Raw genomic sequence first — 20470 nt, forward strand, 5'->3', positions numbered from 1 at the left:
TCTTGTTTTTGTGGATTGGTCCATGGTAATGCAGCATTGTTCTTACTGTATGCACTATCATCACTACCGCTAGGTATACCACGATGATGATTTTGTGAATCATTATTTGAGCTTTCAGGATCATCACTATATTTACCACTAGCTGCATCTTGAATAGCTGCTTGAGCAGCACGACCAAAGTTGTATGATCCACCTTGATTATTGTCTATTGAACTACTATCAGATTGTTGATTAAATCCTGCTTGATAAGCGTCCTTGGCATTGTTATATGCTGACTTATTATTATCATTATTTTGATAATTTTTAGCATGAGCATCATTTTCATTACGAGCATCATCGACACCATCTTCAGTCGCTTGATGAGTAGTTCCTGCTTGATAAGCTAAACCTTGTTTATTATTTATATCATCCGTTTTTTCTGGTGCAGCTGGATTATCTGAGTTTGATTTATTAGCACCGTCTTTGTAAGCAGTATAAGCTTCTTTATAAGCTTGTTGATCCGACGGATCTGATGGCAAACTAGCTTTATAGGCACTATTATCATCACTACTATTCTTCCTATTATCAATATCTTGAGAAGCAGCTTGAACTGCTACTTCAACATTTTCACCATGATTATATGCTTTTCTTTCTTGTTTATCTAAATCACTAGGGATTTGACCATTAAAACCATCTTTAGCAGCTTGATAAGCATTATTATAATTATCATTATTAGAATAAGTAGGATCGGCTTTTTTACCAGCAATAGCATCATCCATACCTTGTTTAGTATCTTGACCTGCTTGGTAAGCATATGGATTTAAGTTCTTATTGTCTGAATTATTATCATTAAATCCTGCGTTAAAAGCGGCTTTAGCATTGGAATAGGTAGAATTTTTAATGCTATCAGACATCGACGTTGTATTACCAGAAGCACCATCACTTATTCCTTTAAATGCAGCTTTACCAATTTCATTGGCATAAGATTGAGGAGCATTGAAACCATCAGTGCTCTGATTTTTCATTCCATTAATTGTAGCTTCATATGCAGTATTGTAACCAGCAGATGATTGAGAAGATGGATTGTTTTTTTGTAAAGCATCTTGAATTCCATTATATATGTCTTTTGCATCTTGATTACTATCATCATGTTTTTGAATACCAGATGCTACTTGAATTCCATAATTATAGGCGGGATCATAATTAGCACTTTTGTTTTTGTTTAAATTATTCATTCCAGCTTTAAAACCAGCATTAAATTCATTATGGCCATTTAATTGTTCATTATTGCTATTATCTGAAACACCATTAATAGTATTTTGAACACCACTAGCAACATCACTACCATCTTTGTATGAAACATTATTCAAAGAATCTTGTTTAGTTTTATTATCTAGCTTATCTTTAAAACCTTTTTGATAATCATCATTTGATTGTTTATATCCATTTTTATAAGCATCAGATTTAGTATCATATTGTGAAGGATTATAAGATTGATTTTCAGAATTAGTATTAATTAAGTCATTTATTCCTTGTTGATAGCCATCATAAGCATCATTATAATTATTAATGTAAGTTTTAGATAAGCTCTTATTTTGTTGATACTTACTATAGTTATCTTTTTTTGTTTCCTTAATAGAAGAATCGTTTATTCCATCTTTAATACCATCATTAATAGCATCTTGGGTAGTCAATAAATTATTAACACTTGGATTTAATTTATCTTCAGGATTATTACTTATATTTTTATCAGATCCTGGAGTTTGGGATATATAATTATTACCATCAGTAGTGAGTTTTTGTTCTTGAATACCATTAAAATAATTTGTTGTAACGTCAACTGATTTTTTAGGTGTATCAGATAAATCATATACAAAATTAATAACATCATTATTTTTAGCATTGCTTGGAATGTTAATTACATAACCATTAGTTCCAGTACCATTATCAGGATGAATATCATCATTATCAATTTTCATTGATACAGGTTTAGCAACAATGTTTGGATTATCATCAACGGTTACGTTAATAGCTATCTTACCATTGTCACCTAATCCTGCATTAGATGGAAGATTTTTTAAAATGATTGAACCAGTTAATTGATGTTCACCATTGCGTTGGTCTTGAGCATCAATATTACCTTTAAATACTGCACGTGGATTAGAATTAAATGAAAAATATTTAATTCCAGTAGTATCATCATTAGATTGTTTTTCTTCGCCGTCCAATCCTCTATACGATATTTTTCCACTAGCTGGAACCATAACTTTCGAATATGGAACCAGTTCAGGAGTATTAGGAATATTATCTTGATTATTTTGATAACCAATTGCATATCTAGTATAATAAGCATTTATTTGCTTGGTAAACAATCTTCCTTTTCCAGGATTACCATTAATATTATCAATTTGAAGTTGAACTTTTTCACCAGGATTATCAACATGGAAAGTTCCTGAATTATCAATCAATACTAAATCATCATTACCTGTCCCATCAGTATGAATTGCCATATTACCATCATTTGTTACCATTAGCTTACCGCCAACACTTAATAGATCATCTTTATAAGTACTTTGGGTTCCATTCATATTACTACCATTTATTTTTAGCCAACCATTATTAGTAATATTCATATTACTACCAATATAATTGGCATCATCATTTATTGGTAAGGAACCATTATCGTTAATATCTAGTTCTCCTCCTTGAATATTAACTGATCCATCATCATAAATCCCCTTAGCTAAGCCTGTGCTAGTAGAGGTAGTTGGGTTAATTTCAACTAAACCACCTTTATCAATTTCCAAAGTACCACTCATAATATAAATTCCAGATGGCTTTATAGAAATTGGAGCTGGATCTTCAGGAGCAAAATTCATACTTTTAGGAACAATTTTCATATGAGCATTATTAGATACCAAAAGTTTTCCGTTATTGCTTAATTGAATTGCATTTCCACCTGTGGTACTTCCATAATAATTACTTCCATTATGCATGGTCAGTTGAGATATCTCCATATTTTGTTGACTGTCCCCATCATATATACTACCTAGTGTTGAGACTTTTCCATTCCAAGGACTATTGTAACTACCAACGGAAAATACATTTAAATTACCATAAACATTTACAGATGCATACGTAGCATTAACTAACTGTGGCCCTACATAAGTAACATTCTTATAGTTAATATTGCCGGCATTAGATAAATTTGTTAAGTGAACTGGTCCATAATAATTTGTTCCGTATAATTCGCTAAAATTTTCAATTGTTATTTGTGTAGACTTACTTGCTGGATAAAATTCATAAGATGAATTATAAGCATCAACAATATGATTCTGTCCATTAAAACTTAAGTCCAAATTAGAAGGAGTTGAATAAATAATTTTTGGAACATCTACCAAATTCATATTATTCAAAAAGTTAATTTTTTGAATATCACCACTATAATAACCTGCTAAACGTGTAGAAATTGAATTTAATAGTTGATTACTATTAGCTACATAAGCTATCTTATTATAATTAACTTGATTTTTTACGTCATTAAATCCTTGTGTGTAAGCTGTATTTACATCATTATGATTAGTAGGATTAAAAGAGTCAATTTTAGTTACATCATAGTTCAATTTATCATCATTATTGAATTGTTGACTAATAGCATCTTGAGCACCGCGATATGCTTGATCATAAGCATTAGCAGAGCTTTCATCTGGCGTATAAGCATCATTTTGATTATTGTCATTCCAACGACCTGTTTCTGCATCATATGCCCCTTGATACTTCAAGAAATCTGTAATTCCTTGATTATAATAAAATTCATTATCATCATTAATTGTGACATCATTTTTGTCATCAAATGTTATATTTTCATTATAATTATTAGTTGAATTATGAAATCCATTTTTGGATGAATCAACCATATTATGTAATTCATCAGAAGTTTGATTTTGACTAGCATTAGGATCATTCAAAATTTGGGCTTTATTTGTACCATCAAAATTTGAATTTCCATTATTTAAGTTTGAATCAACACTATGTGGATTATTATAGTCTGTTTTTGCTCCATCTGATGGGGCATAAGCTTTATTAGCATAATTTTTAGTTGCTTGGGTGCCTCGTTTGCTATTTAGTTCATTATAGTTATTCCAAGCATCCACTAAACCTTTATATCCTGCTTTATATGCATCGGTATTAGTATCAATAGAATCATCTTCTGATTGCGAATCATCAGAATGGATAGTATTCCAAGCTTTAATAGCTCCTTCATCTGCTTGTTTTTGTTGAATATTGGAATTAGATTGTAAATTAACACCTAACATAGTTTCTAACTTGCTATTAGAAGAAATAACTTGCTTTAATTTATCTTTATTAAGTGGCAAAACCGAAGATTTGTTTGTTGTATCGTTTGATGAATCCTTTCGTACCTCATCTGTTTTTGCTGCATCGTTTGATGAATTATTTCGTACCTCATCTGTTTTTGCTGCATCATTTGATGAATCCTTTCGTACCTCATCTGTTTTTGCTGCATCATTTGATGAATTATTTCGTACCTCATCTGTTTTTGCTGCATCATTTGATGAATCCTTTCGTACCTCATCTGTTTTTGCTGCATCATTTGATGAATTATTTTGTACTTCATCTGTTTTTGCTGACGCACTTAATGTAGTATTAACATCAGCTTTAGCATAATTCGAAAATTTATTCATAGAAAGTGTTCCACTAACCGTAAATCCTCCAAGAATTGCTAAAGAAGAAACAGATAATACAACCCAATTTTTCTTTACCTTTTTCATAATTTTTTTATCATTTATTTTTTTAAATTGTTTTTTATTATATTGCATAAAAAAACATCTCCAAATTAATAAAAACTTTAAATAACTTAAATATTATAAAAGGATTAGATAAATCAACCCACACCTTTAAATTATCACTATTAAATTAATAGTTAAAAAAATTAGCTTATAAAATAATAGTTAAAAAAATTAGCTTATAAAATAATAAAACAGCTACAATATCACTAGATAATTGTAGCTGTTTTATTATTTAACCAATCTTTTTAACATAAGTTTTATTGCTAGTTACATATAAGCCATGGCCAATATAGAACCTCGTTAACCCATGATATTTAACAACACGATCAACTTTAAAGATTTCACCATGATATAACTTGCGCACAGCGTTACCATTACTGAACTTCTTACCAGTATGAACCAAAGCCCCACTAGGTTTAATTAATCTAAAGGTCTTAAAGTTATGATGGTAATATGCATCTACAATGCTGTTGTTAGCAGCAATTACACCAGTACCATGTTTGTCAGCAATCATGCCACCACCGATAACACGATATCTTGGAATACCATTCTTATAATAAGCAATTCCAGTAACTTTTAATAATTTTGCTTTATACCTTGGCATTTTTACATAACGAACTATCCGATTCTTGTTAGTAAATCTTAATTGTTTATGAACAAAGATGGTACGAATATTATATACATATTTTGGCATGTGACGTTTCATCATTAGTTTATATGCATGCACATATGATTTTACGTATGCCGATGAATGGGTCAATGATAAGCTAGCTGGTATTGCATGCATTGATTTAGCTTGCTTAATTCCCTTGATAGCACCAACATTATGTTGACGACGTTCTTCATGCTTCATCCCTTGTTTAAATGTATATACATAAAGTTTTGATTTGCCAGCCAAATCACGTTTACTCATATGTTGGTTAGCCTTAATAGTCCTTTCAGCTGCACGAACACCTGCTTTATAGCCATTGTAACCTGTCTTATAAGCATCATCATGTCCAGCTTTTAATTTAAGACCATTACTTGCAGCTTTCATCCCTGCTAATCCATCAATACCATTACGATAGCCTTGATTATAGTAACTAGAACGATGTTTAGCAGGTTTCATTTCACGAAGGGCAGTTCTCATACCTGCATTCATATCATTTTGATTAGATTTATTATATGCCGTTTTAACTAAATGATTAACATTAGGTTTGAGCGGCTCATTATTAGATGCAGGATATGAAGGAATCACGATATCAGCCTGACCTTGTTGATAAGCATTCAGATAAGCCCGACTAGCATTTTTAACTGCTGCTTGATCATTGTATCCGGCTTGATAACCGTTATAAGTATCATTATAGATATCGCGATAAAGCTTAGTTGCATTCGGATTAATATCTAAAATGGCGTCATTAGTAACTGCATTTGGTTTATCAGCTTTGACATCAGCTAAAGCCTTGGTAGCAGCTTGTTGAGCAACATTATAACCAAAGCTGTAATTACTATCACTACTATTAGGTTGCTTGCCATTAGTGTAATCATTCATTCCAGCAATCACTTGTTTAGCCTTATCATAACCAACTTGTTGAGCGGGTGTTAATGATGATGGCAAAACATTAGGATTATTCAAAACTTGATTGTAAGCTGCTTGAGCTTCTTGATAACCATTGTTATAAGCAATGGCACGAGCCCCCTTATCATTAACTTGTGAATTAGCAAGATTATTGTTAAATTGATCTGCACCAGCTTGATAATTCTTTTGGGCATCATCTTTTGCCTTATTATATGCATCTTGATATGCAATTGGCTTTTGACTAATGTCACGAGCAGTTTTTCCAGCATTTTTATAAGCGTCAACCGTCCCATTATATGCTTGGTCTAACTTATTATCTCCAGTATCTTGATTACCTTTTGTAGCATCTTGCATTGCTGCTGATGTCCCAGTATTAATATCAGCCTTAGCGTTAAATTCATTATTATAATATGGATTATTTTGTTTTGGTTTAGTTACACCATTCTTAGCATCATCATGTCCAGCCTTAGCTTGATTATATCCAGCGTTCAGTGCATCAATTTCAGCATTTGTTGGATTTACTAAATTCCCTAAAATATTGACGGGCGGAGTAATATGTTTACCATTAGAGTATCCATCAGCACCCTTTTGAGCGTATGATTGTGCATCTTTTAATGCTTGATCATAACTAGCATTGTATAAATCATTGCCATTACGGCTAGTATTAACATGTCCATTATTAATATCACCAAAGGCTGCTTTTGCACCATTATACACATCAATAGAATTAGGGTCTGTGGAATGATATGGATTTTCTTTATCTTGGGCCGCTTGATAAGCTTTAGCAGCATCATTCATTCCCAAATCAGATAATCTTGAAATTGTATCTGTTGATAAATTACTACTGCCATTACCTTTATCATTGTTAATATGATTAATTGCAGCTTCATGAATTAATTGTTTGGCTTCATTCATTGCTTTTCGATATGCGGAATTATAAATATCCGAACTTGAATCTGGTTCATCATATTTACCCTTTAAAACATTGTTAAAGGCATTAGCAGCTCCATTATAAGTTTCACTATAATTACTGCCATCATTGCTTTGGCTGATGGTTGAATTTTCTTGAGCTTTCTTATAAGCATCACGAGCAGCTGCAAAGCCTTGTTCTTTAGCCATGGAATTAATATCATTTCCAGTTGGTGCAACATCATTATTATTAAAAGCGGCTGCCCCAGCTTTAGTATTAATAATTCCAGCCTGACGAGCTTTAGCATAAGCTGCTTGATATACTTTACTTTGATTTTGATACTGAGCTGGCACGACCTTTGAATTATCAATATTATGAATACTGTCCGAATAACCAGCTAAAGTAGCAGCACGAGTAGCTTGACTAACTGGATCAGTTGACCCAGCTTGATTTGGATCATTATTAGTATCATTGATTGCAGCTTGATATTGTTTAGCCATATTAACACCAGCTATATAACCAGGATTATGATTAGTAAAATCAGCATGACCAGCTAACTGAGCCTCATAACCTGATTTTGCTTGGTCAAACCCTTGATTATGTGCAGTACTAATTGGATTAGTTTGACTATTAGTACTACTGCTATCATCCCCATGAGCAAATTCATTAACTCCAGTTTGAATAGCAGCTTGAGCAACTTGATTAGCGTCTTGATAGGCTTTCACATAAACCGGATCTGTATTAGATGGATTATTTAGTCCTTGACCACCATCTTTGAATCCAGCTAATGCACCTTGATAGGCTTTATCTGTATTACTATTTACATCATTATGATTGCCATCATCATTCATATTATCTTGACTAGCAGCAGCTTGATAACCACTATTTGCATCAGTAATACCTTGGGCATAAGCCTTTTGCCCTGGCACATTATTTTGTAATAAATTACTATTAGATTGCTTCCCAGAAGCACCTTGTTGTGCTAATTTTTGACCATTTTCATATGCTTGATTATAAGCATCTTTATAGGCCTGTGAATGACCGCTTAAATCCTTTTGTTTATGGCCATTAGCTCCGTCTTGATACCCATTGATAGTTGCTTGATAGCCATCTCTTTGTGCAATATCACTATTTTCTGGATTAGTACCAGTACCATTCAAAGCAAATTGTGCTCCAAGATTGCTATCACGAGCCATCTTTGCTCCAGCATCATATTCTGGATTACCATTCTTAGTTAAATCTTTGTCCTTTTGAGACTGTTGATCATTATAACCATTTTGAGCTTGTTGATATCCATAATCACGAGCTTGATTTAAAGCATCTTTTAGATTCTTATCATCATGTTCATCAGGATCACTGCCCTTCTTAAAGGTTCCTTGGGCAAAATCTTGCGCACCACTTTTAGCGTATTTTCGAGCCGCATCACGAGCAGTATTGTATGCATTTACATAAACTGGATCATTATTAGACTTTGTGTCTACATTTTTAGTTCCATCATTAAATCCAGCCTTGGCACCCTGATAAGCCAAATCAGATATACCTTGTCCATGATACTTATTATCATTAGTATTTGGATCATTATCTTGAGCAGCTTGATAACCTTTTTGCGATAAATTAATCCCTTGCGTATAAGATTCTCGATCTAATTGATTATTCAAGTCATTCTTATTGATTTTACCGGCAGCGGCATCCCTAGTCATTTGGGCAGCATGCTCGTAAGTTTGTTTATATGCATCTTGATATGCTCGTGGTTGATTCGTTAAATTATCACGCATTTTACCATCAGATGAAGCAGCAGTATTAGCATCCACAGTTGCTTGATAAGCTTCTTGTTGAGCTAAGCTCCCTTGATAATTATTCCCTTGTTTAGGATTAGTATAAGCATCAGTGGTTCCAGCTTTCACATCTTTAGCCATTTGAACACCAGCCCGATAGGATGGATCATTATTTAATGTATCCACTGGATTAGCCTTATAACCAGCTTGCATTTCATTGTAGCCTTGATTATAAGATTTGCCGAAAGCAGTATGATCATTTTGATTGTGATTATCTTTGCCATCAGCAAAATCTTTCACTGCTTGCGCTGCTTGAGCTTGGGCATCGCTTTTAGCCTGATTGAATACTTTTTTATATACTGGATCATCAGCATACTTAGAATCAATATTATTATTACCAGCATTAGCATATCCAGCTTTAGCAGCTTGATAGGCTCTGGATGCATTATCGGTACCATTATATTTATCATTAATAGTATCTGGATTGTTTTGGGCATCATTAATAGCACTATTGATTGCTGCTTGCGCTTGCTCATAAGCCACTCTTTGTCCTGGTACTAAACGGTCTGGAGTAATGTTTCCTTTATTAATAGCATTAATTTGATTATTAGCATCTTGATAAGCAGTTGCATAAGCATCGCGATATGCTCGCGATTGACTACTATTATCAGATTGGCCAGTGCCATTCATTGCTGCTTGATAAGCAGCTTTAGTTGCTTGATAGGCATCTTTTTGGGCCTGACTATCATTTTGTTTTCCTGGATAAGTATTATCAGTAAATTGATCTGCCATTTTAGCACCATTATCTACGTCTTCAGCCATTTGTACCCCAGCTTGATATGATGGATTGCTACCATTATTAGTAGCTTCTCCTTTTCTTTGCTCATCATACCCCTTTTGTGCTTGTTGATATCCATAATCATCAGCAGCTCTTTCTGAGGGGGTATTTTCATTTGGTGTATTGGTATTACTACCATTTATATAGTTTTGCGCACCTTGATTAGCAGCTTTGCGAGCAGCAGTTTGTGCATTATCAAATGCGTTCTTATAGATGGGATCATTCTGTTGATTAGATGTCATACTACCAGTTCCACCATTTGCATATCCCGCTTTGGCCGCTTGATAGGCTCTAGATGCATTATCGGTCCCATTATATTTGCTATCATTATTAGGATTATTTTGGGCTGCTAATGTGGTAGCTTGTTGAACAGCTTGTGGTGAATTATTATAAGCAGCTTGTTGACCCGGCTTAAGTGTAGTTGGATCAACTTTACCTGCAGCAATTTGGGCTGCTAATTGTTTACCAGCAGCGTATGCTTGATTATATGCATCTTGATAGGCTTGCGTTTGATTAGCTAAGTTTGGTTGCTTAGGATCATTGTTCATCCCTGCTTGACTACCATTAAAGGTACCATCGTATCCAGCTGTTTGAGCTGCATTATGATTATTATTGTAGTTAGGATCTTTAGTATTTGCATTGTTTGCATCACTGATTCCATTATTTACTGCTGTATTCATATCGACTCCAGCTTTGTAAGATGGATCATTGTTATATTTATCTTGGTTGATTTGATTAGGTGTTGCTTTGGCATCAGCATATCCTTGTTGAGCTTGTTGATAACCATAATTATCAGCATTTCTTTCTGCCTTCGTGTTTTCGGTTGGATTGTTTGATTGCCCTGCAATATATTGATTAGCACCATTACTTGCAGCCGCTTGGGCTTTAGCTTGTGCAGTATTAAATGCATTCCTATATACCGGATCACTAGATGCTGGTTTACCTGTTCCGCCATTTGCATATCCAGCTTGAGCACCTTGATAAGTTTTATCAGCATTTGTGTTGCCTTGATAGTTGTTATCTTTACTTCCGTCAGCTGCTTGCGCATCAATCGTAGCTTGATTCATATCAGATTGTGCTTTATCTTGAGCATCTTGTTGCGCAATTGTTAAATTAATTCCAGCTGTTTTACCACCATTATTAGCAATTGCTTGTGCCTTTTGTTGAGCATCTGCATAAGCTTTGTTATATGCATCTTGGTAGGCTTGAGATTGTGAAGATAAATCATTTGGCTTAGATGTGTTACTCATTCCTGCTTGAATTGCAGCTGAAGCAGCTTGATAAGCAGATTTTTGATCAGCACTACCTTGATAAGCATCACCTTGACCAGGATTATTATTGGAATCAGCAATTCCTTGAACTATCTCTTGGCCTTTTGCAAAACCAGCCTTTTGGGCAGTCGTTGCATTTGCATCTGGTTGACCACTAGGATTATTACTATTAATTGAATCTTTATATGCGGATTGATATTCCTTTTGAGCTTGGCTAGAACCTTGACTATAAGCACTAGGATCCGAACTATTTGCAGGAACGGCTGGATTATTAGGATTATTTAAATAAGCTTGATATCCAGCTTTCGCATTATCATAGGCATTTGTATAATCTAAGTCCTTCTGATATCTAGTTGAATCTTTAGTTGCATTGTTATTCGTACTAGCATCACTAATTCCATCTGATGAACCATCTGATGAACTATTAGTATTCCCACTAGCTGATTTTGCATCAGTTTCAATCAATTGTTTGTTTGGATTAACAGTATAACCCTCTGTATTAGCAGTATATGTTTGTTGTCCCCTATTGTTAGTAACAACTGCATTGACACCGCTGACTCCATATCTTAATCTAATTCCGTAATTGTTAGCATTATTAGATGCTGATGGTACAGTAAAACTTAATGGGATTAAATTAATTCCATCAACATTCTGACTGGAATAGTATTTATTAGTATCAATTGTTGAATATTGATTTGTAGTATTTTGTCCACTAAATGGTGTCAAATAATTGTAAGTATTTGAATTACCGGAAGCATACTGAATATATAATTGACCGGCACTGGAATTATAGCTATCTATTTTAGCATAACCACGAATTGTAGTTACTCCATTATTAGTTGTGGTGTAGACTGGACCAACGAATGATACTGATGGGACACTTCTAATATAAAGCTGATTACTGTTAATATTATATGAAGAAGAATTACCATTACTGTCTACATAATTAGCTTGACCATTATTATTCAATTTAAAGCTATAATACCAATTTAAAGTTTTATTATTTGGATTTGTATAAGCAGTGACTGTATAGGCATTAATACCGCCAGTAGCAAATTTGCTTTGAGCATTGCCATTCGTAATAAAAGTAGCTCCTTGCTGACCAACGTTATATACATTAACTGAGTTACCACCAACTAAGTTAACATTTCCACCACCGCTATCTAGATCTTCAACGGTTAGGTTACCACGATTAGAAATATTAATGTTATTTTTGTTATTAATTAATCCATCTGAATTATCATTACCTAATCCAGAAACTTTAACATTAATCATTCCGCCATTAGTAACATTAACTTGCCCACTAGAATAAATCATTTGATTAGACTCACTATCAAATGAAGTATTAGCTTCAGTATTAATAATTCCACCATTAACATTAATAGTTCCACTATTATAAATACCAGCAACATGATTGCCATAATCTGTATCAGGTAAGATGTTCAAAGTGGCTCCTGCATTAATATTTAAAGTTGGATTAGAATCACTCATGTTAATCCCATATGCATTTTGTCCATTATCAGGACTGTTTTCACCTGAAGTAGCTCCAGTAGGCATTAATGTCATTGTGGAATTTTTACCTAAAGTCAAACTACTATTAGGTTTTTGTAATTGAATAACAGTTCCACCAGATTGAGAACTAAGTGAAGTGTTACCAAAGTAATTAGAATTAGCACCTAAAATCATACTATTAACTTGCAGATTTTCTTGGTAGTTACCATTACCATAGAATCCATCAGTTTGCGTCGTTATATTTTGATTAAATGGAGAAGTGTAAGTATCTGTAGCATCAACATTTACATTACCATTAATATAAACATAGCTGTAATATGAGGATACTAATTTAGATCCAACGTAATTTAAATTAGTGTACGTTAATGATGAAGTAGTGTTATTATTAGAATTTGCACTATTATTATCTAGAGCAAATGGTCCATAATAATTAGAGCCATATAAAGTTTTAAAATTAGAAATGTTAATTTTGGTATTAGCTTTAACTGGCAATAATGTGTAACTGTTGTTAGTCATATCAAGTATATGATTTTGTCCATTTATATTTAGAAAATTGGAATATACATGTGAAGAGTATTGTGGGTAATTTGAAAAGTTATCATTAGTATCAGAATAACCAATATCATTAACTAAATTTAAAGAATTAACATTACTCATATTATTTTGTAAAACATTATCCATTTGAGTTGCATTACCTAGATAAACAATTCCACTTTGGGTATTTTTAGCAACATCATTATATGCGCTTTGATATATTGCTGAATTACCTGAGCCGTTATAGTTACCAATAGCAATGTTGTTACCATTTTGAGTTTGATTAATTTGTGCATTAATAGCAGCTTGAGCTCCTAGATATGCTTGGTCATATGGATTATTCGAACCACTAGGTTGATAAGATGTTTTCGCAGCGTTAGAACTGTTAGCACTATTCCATTTACCAGACTTTGCATCTGCAGCCCCTTGGTTAGCTAAGAAATAATTATATCCATATTGATAAGCTAATGCATAAGCAGAACCATCAGCATAGTTATGCTTAGTTTGATAATTCTTTTGATTTACAGATAGGTTTGAATCACTATTGTTAGTAACTTGAATATTTCCATTATTTGTTTGTACACTACTGTTATTTGAATTATTCAAACTGCCATCAATTGATTTTTGATATCCTCTGACATTGCTTTGATTATTATTTGGTGTATCAGTTTGGTCTTTATTATTTGCTGCTAGCCATTGATTGTATGAAGTATAACTATTAGTGTTAGTTCCTTCGTTTTGGGTAGCATTATTATATGCATTTTTAGCATCATTGGAACCATTATAAGCAGCATTATAATAATTTTTAGCTTGACTAGAATTTTGATTAGCTGAATTGGCATTGTTACCATTATATGCATCTGTAGCTCCAGCGTTCATCACATTCCGATATTGATCATATTGTTGTACACCATTTTGATAACCAGCACTAGTAATTCCTGCATTCGTATTGGTAGGTTGATTATTATTTTGACTTTTAACAACATTTTGTTGATCTTTATTCATTGCATCCTTGAAACCTTGTGTTGAGTTAGAATATGTAGTTTCATACTGAGAATTATTATTAGTAGTATCTTTAGTACCGTTATTCCAATTAACTAGGGCTTTGTCAGAATCATTAGTAGTTTGTCCTGCATTCAGTTGAACTTTTAAACTTTTACCAACTAGTTCTGAACTATTAACATCTCTACCAACTGAAGTATTCAATTTTTGGTGTAAGCTACCATCTGAATGAATATTGTAAGTAGTATTTTCATCAGCATGTGCATCGTCATTAGGATTTAACATCTCAAATGCTGCTGTACCCAATGCAGCAAATGCAGAAATTGATAAAATAACCCATTGCTTTTTTACTTTTCTCATTATTTTTTTGTCATTGATTTTTTTAATATTATATTTATTATATTGCATTAACAACATCTCCTATAAATATTAAATTAATCAATTATAGATATGTAAATAAATTAGAAATTATATTATTAGAATATAATATATCGCCTAAAATTTGTTAGTAAATCATGTGCAATATCATTACCTAACAATTTCAACTTAACGCTAAGCTGTTAAGATATCAAACAAATTGTTTTTTAATTATTTTTTCATAATTCAATGGTTATATAAACACATAATAAAAAGGATTAAATTATCGAATTTTTTCATATGTTTCGATAATTTAATCCTTCTTTTATATAAATTTAAATTTTGGAATATTTTATAAATAACTAAAATAGGCAATAAAATAATTATGCCAAATTTTTTCAGCTATTTAAATACTACAGTAATAATTGTGATTGAAATAAAAATAACGTATATTAAGATGAATGTAGAAATTATTTTCCAATGATTAAGCAATGAATTATTAGCTTGATTAATCCATTTTTCAAAAAAATTTTTGCCTTTACTGTTACTTACATTATCAATCACTTCGAATGAAACATTAGAAAACGAATAAGACATTCCCAACAATGATAAGGTAATAATAAACTCAGCAGTGGATCCCAAAATATTTAAACGAGGCAAGGTATAATAAAATTGAACTAAACTTTGACCGGCGCTCATTAATATAAATAAATTAGGAATCATCATAAATTTTTTTGATGGAATTAATGAAAATAATAAATAAATGACTAAAAAGAAAACTGCCATTATTAATTCTTTCAAATACATACTAAAATCCATAAATAAGAAAGTAGTTTCAATTGTCTTAACTCCGATAGAATGAAAATAAATGAAGCCAAAATAAAATGAAAGCATAAATATTATAGCAGCAAATATCCAGCCTTTAATAGAAATATTTAACTTTTTGAACATAACGTAAAATCACCTTTCTTGGTTAGAATTTTACATTAAATAATATGAAGTTACAAAATTTATCAATACTCACTACATAACATTGACCAAGTATTTTCATCATGAAAGCCATCAAGTAATAACTCATTTTCCCGTAAAACACCATCAAGATGGAAACCACATTTTTTAGCAACTCTATTACTAGCAACATTATCAACTGCTGCATTAATTATGATTTTATTAAATTCATATTTTTTAAATCCAATTGAAAGCATCCCCAAAACACAACGATGCATAATATTATTATCAGAATACTCTTGTCCTAACCAATATCCAATATCTGTATATTTACGATTATGATTAATTTTATTAAAACTAATAGCTCCAACAATTTGATTGTGATACTGAATTAATAAATTCAATGATTTTTCAACACGATATTGCTGTAAATTTTCATTAAGAAAATCAACTTCATCATTTACATTATTAAGATTATTAGCCCAAGGTAACCACTTAGATAAATACGAACGATTAGATTCTACTAAATTAAATATAGTGCTAGCATGTAGTTGAGGATTAGGTAAAATCAAATTAATTTCATCATCAATCTTATAAGGAAACATATCATCGCCTGCTTTCATTTAGTGAAAATTTTTATTATTATGGTTTTCTTTATAAATAATGTTTAATTGTTAAAGAACTTTTTTTAAAGCATCTAATTATTATAAGTAATCAATTTATTATCAGTATTAACAGTAACTGTTGCTCCAATTGGAATTGTAAAGATTGGTTGAGCATGTCCAAAATTAACATCATACATAACCGGAATTCTCTTTAGTATTGGAAACTTATTTAATATATAAATTAACTTTTCTTCTGTCATATTACATTCCATTGGAAAGCGTCCAATTAATAAAGCCTTAGGATTTTCAACTGATTGAAGTAAATTAGCCAAGTTTCGAGAAAACTCTTCCCATAACATTGCTTCAGAAAATTCAACTAACAATATTTTATTGGATAAGTCAGGCTGATAAGGAGTTCCCAGTAACAAGTTAAATGTATCTAAGTTGCCACCTATTGTATTCCCTGTAGCATTGCCCGAATTATAGACTTTCCATTCATTTTTATGCTGAATTAATTTGGCATTTTCTTGATACCATGGCCCACTTTGCCAATTATCAGATGCAATTAATGTTTTGGGATAATCATTATTAACTAAAGCTTGTTTCCAATATTTATCCTGATATTTTCCAGAAGTTCCATTCATTTTTAAAGTAGCATAAGCTGGACCATAATAAGTAATTAATCCAGTCTTTGCAGTAATAGCATTAGCTAAGGCTGTAAAATCAGAAAATCCACAAATAATTTTGGGATGCAACCTAATTAATTCATAATCTATGTAAGGTAATAATTCATTAGAAGTTAATCCACCAATTACAGAAAGAATTGCTTTAACATGAGGATCACTGAAAGCAGCATGTAAGTCACTGATTCTAGAAGAAATAGAAGATGTATTTAAAATATCACATTCATTAACATGCTTACCAAATGTCACTTTAAACCCCATACGTTCTAATTTCTTTTTAGAAGATAAATTAGCATTATAACCACCAACTCTTTTCAATGAATCACTAGGTGCAATAATTCTGATTTCATTACCCTTTGTTAACTTTGATGGAGATATTTTTTTCATAATTAAACAAATCCTTTTAATTAAATTATAATCCAATTTTAAGAACATTTTAAGGATGATTTTTAGACAAATAAAAAAGCTGATTTTATATCAGCTTTTCATAATTATGATTTTTGATTTTCATTGCCCTTAAAGACTTTTTTAAAAGTTGCCATTTGACCAAATTCATCCGCTTTTTCAGTTGGTGAAACAATCAAGTTACTATCAGATTTGGCTAATTCAGCAAAAGCATTAATTGATTGGTTTTCAAAGTATTTATTATCGGCACCCTTCAAACCAGATTGAACAGTATCAATTCGATATTTTTCAGCATCAGCCTTTAATTTAGTAGCTTTGGCATTAGCATTAGCAGTCGCAATTAAGGCTTCATTCTGAGCTTTGGTTCTTAATTGAATGGATTGAGCATCCCCTTCAGCCTTCGAAATTTCAGCTTGACGTTCACGGTCAGCAGTTAATTGCTTATCCATAGCATCTTGAATGGCTGCTGATGGAGTTAATTCATCAATATTAATGCGATCAACATTAATTCCATAAGTATTAGTTAGATCACCAATTGCGATGGCTAAATTTTGATTAATTTTAGCAGTTGATCCCAATACTTCATTCAATTCCATTCTTCCAATAATATCACGCAAATGACCACGCACCAATTGGGACATTGATTCAACAGAATCAGTATTTTCATATTGATACTTAACGGCATCAGTAACGTGATAATTCAAAGTAACGCTGGCAGTGACCTCAGCATTATCTTTAGTAATAATTGAATATCTTCTAAGAGTCTTAGGTTGCATTGCCAAACTTACACTCCTAATTTTTTGCATAAATGGTACATAAAAATGTAGCCCCGATTGAAGTGTCTTTCTATATTTTCCCCAATTTTCTACTAAACCTTCATAATTTTGTCTAACAACTTTAATTCCAAATGGCATAATTCATCTTCCTTTGCATTTATTTTTTTAGATATAAAACATTTCCATTATTACCTACAACTGTGTAATCAGTATTTAATGTGGGTTCTTTTTCATTGATTAAATCAAAACGATAATAAATTCCGTCCATCATTACTAAGCGACTCTTACTATCTATTTTATCGCCAGTAATCTTTTTACCAACAAATTGACGTTGCTCAAAATTGCCGGTTTTAACATTATTACTTAGCACGTTAACTATGTACTCTTCAACACTAGATTTTTCATTATCAGCAGCTTTTTTCACTTGATCTGCTAATACGGCATCTAATTTGATTGTAACTTTCATAGACTATCCTCCTTTTGCTTAAAGTATCCTAGATTATAAAAGTTTTAATTAAATAATCAATACCTTTTATTAAAATAAATAAAAACTTGCATTTTTTAATAAAATACATAGAATAAAAAGAAAACTTTCGAGGTGATTAATTTGTCTTGGCAAAGTGATTGGGCATATAACAAGTATTGGGTCATGGCACGTTCACAAAATGCATATAATGAAATTAGAACCTTAGCGAAAAATAATCAGTGGGATACAGATAAAGAACAACAGTATCAAAAAATAGTTAAAGATTTAGAAAGTATATCTCCCACTAAAGCTACTCTAGTTACCGCTTATCAACATGTGTGGGGATATTTTAAAAAGATTACAACTCCTGAAGAAAAACAAGACTATTTAAAACTGTTAGCTGATTTATCACCAAAAAATGATAAATTAGGTGCGTTTTTAGTGCAATTAACTGATAAATATCAAGTTAAATACTTACAAAATTCTAGAATCATTGTTGAAATTAAGGAGCAAATAAAATGAGATTATGGCATCAAAGTTTAATTAGCAAACTTCCTCGTCAACAACTATTAGGACAGCATCGAGAAATTTGTGCTCTACGTGGTAATGGTTGGGGTAAAAAACACGCTAGTGTAAATTATGTATTTAAGCATTCCCCTTATAAACTATTTCAATTTCATGAATTAGTAATTAATGAAATGCATAAAAGAGGCTACCGTCCCAATGAAAAATGGGAAAATAAAAATTATCGCGGTACAGCTTGTGAACCATATGATAATTTAAAAGAAGTTAAATTGACTGCTCCCATTTACCCAGAACACAATGATGAATACTTAGATGAATGTTTAAAGAACCTATCAAATAAGGATATTTATTTATAAAATTTGTATTATAAAGCATTCGTGTTAAGATTATACTTATTATTAGATTCACTGAAAGGACATATTCAAATGAAATTTCAAAAAACTATTTTTGGTACAGTTGCTGTGCTAGTTATCGCAGTCGGTGGTGGTATTGCTTTTAATAGTTTCAGTCATAATACCGATAAGGCTGATACAATCACAAACACTTCTAATAACTTAATGAAGCGTATTAATGAAAACGACCAATATCAAAAATCTTTAAAAAAACATAAAAAGATTAATGATAATTATGATAATGCAGCAACCCAAAGTGGTAATGATGTTAATAAAAATCCCATTTATAAACCAATCACTAAAAATTATTTAGGTAATTGGTATAAGGGACTAAATGCCAAAATGATTATTCAAAATAATATGTTTATGGCTGACCACCCTACTGATCCAGTGGCTGGAATGCCTCCACTAAATATGGAACGTTATGGTAAAACTAACGCCATTTTCATTAGATCAGTTTACAAAATTAACACTTATTGGCCTGCAACCATCACATACAATGGTCAAAAATACAAAGCAATGGTTACAAGTAATGCTAAGAAATTTAATCACTTTAAATTCTACACATCTGTAAAAACTGCTAAGCAAATTCCAGATTATATTTCTAAAAAAAGCCTTTCTGATTTAGTTGGTAAAAAGGAAATCAATTTAGATCAATTAAATATTAAATAAAAATCCTTTGGGAATAAAAAGACAACAAAAAATTTATTTGTTGTCTTTTTATTTAACAATATAGATGAGTTAGGAAACTAATAAAACATATAAATAATAAAGAGAGGAACCCGATTAATGCTTATCAGAAGTGCAGCTCGATACCCATCATTTATTTTACCAACTGTATTCAATCAATGGATTAAATATTGAATACATACCTATTTTACAATATTATAGATTCTATTAACTTCAATTGTTATGTAAATTAACATCAAATAAAATATACACAATGGTTTAAACATTGTGTATATTTTTTTATAAGGAGTTAAAACATTAAGTAAGAACACTGAACACTAATACGCTTATATTCAATATCAAAACTTTTAAGTTGTTTTGATATTGAATACAAATTTATTATACCTAACTATGAAAAATATTAACTTCAATTATTATGTATAATAGCTTCAAATAA

The 20470-nt window shown here is 31.6% G+C and carries 10 protein-coding genes; 3 read left to right on the forward strand and 7 right to left on the reverse strand.

Annotated elements, in window-relative coordinates:
* The 7 genes from C7N44_RS04170 to C7N44_RS04200 all read right to left on the reverse strand — a co-directional run.
* Positions 1 to 4817 (reverse strand): hypothetical protein (locus tag C7N44_RS04170; protein WP_157945037.1); only part of this gene is annotated, 4817 nt, incomplete at its 3' end.
* A gap of 202 nt (positions 4818 to 5019) precedes the next feature.
* Positions 5020 to 14595, reverse strand: coding sequence for a DUF5776 domain-containing protein (locus tag C7N44_RS04175; protein WP_105956658.1), 9576 nt, complete (start codon positions 14593 to 14595; stop codon positions 5020 to 5022).
* Positions 14596 to 14946: 351 nt separating this feature from the next.
* Positions 14947 to 15495, reverse strand: a complete 549-nt coding sequence (locus C7N44_RS04180; protein ID WP_105956659.1) for a hypothetical protein — start codon at positions 15493 to 15495, stop codon at positions 14947 to 14949.
* Between the two features lie 62 nt (positions 15496 to 15557).
* Complete coding sequence (locus C7N44_RS04185; RefSeq protein ID WP_105956660.1) at positions 15558 to 16097, reverse strand: GNAT family N-acetyltransferase; 540 nt, start codon at positions 16095 to 16097, stop codon at positions 15558 to 15560.
* Between the two features lie 92 nt (positions 16098 to 16189).
* Positions 16190 to 17167, reverse strand: a complete 978-nt coding sequence (locus tag C7N44_RS04190; protein ID WP_105956661.1) for a S66 family peptidase — start codon at positions 17165 to 17167, stop codon at positions 16190 to 16192.
* Positions 17168 to 17271: 104 nt separating this feature from the next.
* Complete coding sequence (locus C7N44_RS04195; RefSeq protein WP_105956662.1) at positions 17272 to 18099, reverse strand: SPFH domain-containing protein; 828 nt, start codon at positions 18097 to 18099, stop codon at positions 17272 to 17274.
* A gap of 19 nt (positions 18100 to 18118) precedes the next feature.
* Positions 18119 to 18427 carry a toxin-antitoxin system HicB family antitoxin gene (locus tag C7N44_RS04200; RefSeq protein WP_105956663.1) on the reverse strand — a complete coding sequence of 103 codons (309 nt, stop codon included), beginning with the start codon at positions 18425 to 18427 and terminating at the stop codon, positions 18119 to 18121.
* A gap of 141 nt (positions 18428 to 18568) precedes the next feature.
* On the opposite strand from C7N44_RS04200, the gene C7N44_RS04205 reads away from it, so the two are divergent.
* The 3 genes from C7N44_RS04205 to C7N44_RS04215 all read left to right on the forward strand — a co-directional run bounded on the left by C7N44_RS04205 (position 18569) and on the right by C7N44_RS04215 (position 20016).
* Positions 18569 to 18949: a YbgA family protein gene (locus C7N44_RS04205; RefSeq protein ID WP_225362943.1), complete on the forward strand. Its 381-nt coding sequence runs from the start codon at positions 18569 to 18571 to the stop codon at positions 18947 to 18949.
* Entirely contained in the window at positions 18946 to 19308 is a 363-nt protein-coding gene (locus tag C7N44_RS04210) for a TIGR02328 family protein (RefSeq protein WP_105956664.1), read from the forward strand. The genes C7N44_RS04205 and C7N44_RS04210 overlap by 4 nt, the downstream gene beginning before the upstream one ends.
* A 69-nt stretch (positions 19309 to 19377) precedes the next feature.
* Positions 19378 to 20016, forward strand: a complete 639-nt coding sequence (locus tag C7N44_RS04215; protein ID WP_105956665.1) for a hypothetical protein — start codon at positions 19378 to 19380, stop codon at positions 20014 to 20016.
* Positions 20017 to 20470 lie beyond the last annotated feature (454 nt).

This window comes from Apilactobacillus quenuiae (assembly GCF_002994005.1).
In the GTDB taxonomy this organism is placed as follows: domain Bacteria; phylum Bacillota; class Bacilli; order Lactobacillales; family Lactobacillaceae; genus Apilactobacillus; species Apilactobacillus quenuiae.

Coding starts and splice junctions, on each gene's coding strand:
- C7N44_RS04175 (WP_105956658.1), bottom strand. CDS start 14,595: ATGCAATATAATAAATATAATATTAAAAAAATCAATGACAAAAAAATA.
- C7N44_RS04180 (WP_105956659.1), bottom strand. CDS start 15,495: ATGTTCAAAAAGTTAAATATTTCTATTAAAGGCTGGATATTTGCTGCT.
- C7N44_RS04185 (WP_105956660.1), bottom strand. CDS start 16,097: ATGTTTCCTTATAAGATTGATGATGAAATTAATTTGATTTTACCTAAT.
- C7N44_RS04190 (WP_105956661.1), bottom strand. CDS start 17,167: ATGAAAAAAATATCTCCATCAAAGTTAACAAAGGGTAATGAAATCAGA.
- C7N44_RS04195 (WP_105956662.1), bottom strand. CDS start 18,099: ATGCCATTTGGAATTAAAGTTGTTAGACAAAATTATGAAGGTTTAGTA.
- C7N44_RS04200 (WP_105956663.1), bottom strand. CDS start 18,427: ATGAAAGTTACAATCAAATTAGATGCCGTATTAGCAGATCAAGTGAAA.
- C7N44_RS04210 (WP_105956664.1), top strand. CDS start 18,946: ATGAGATTATGGCATCAAAGTTTAATTAGCAAACTTCCTCGTCAACAA.
- C7N44_RS04215 (WP_105956665.1), top strand. CDS start 19,378: ATGAAATTTCAAAAAACTATTTTTGGTACAGTTGCTGTGCTAGTTATC.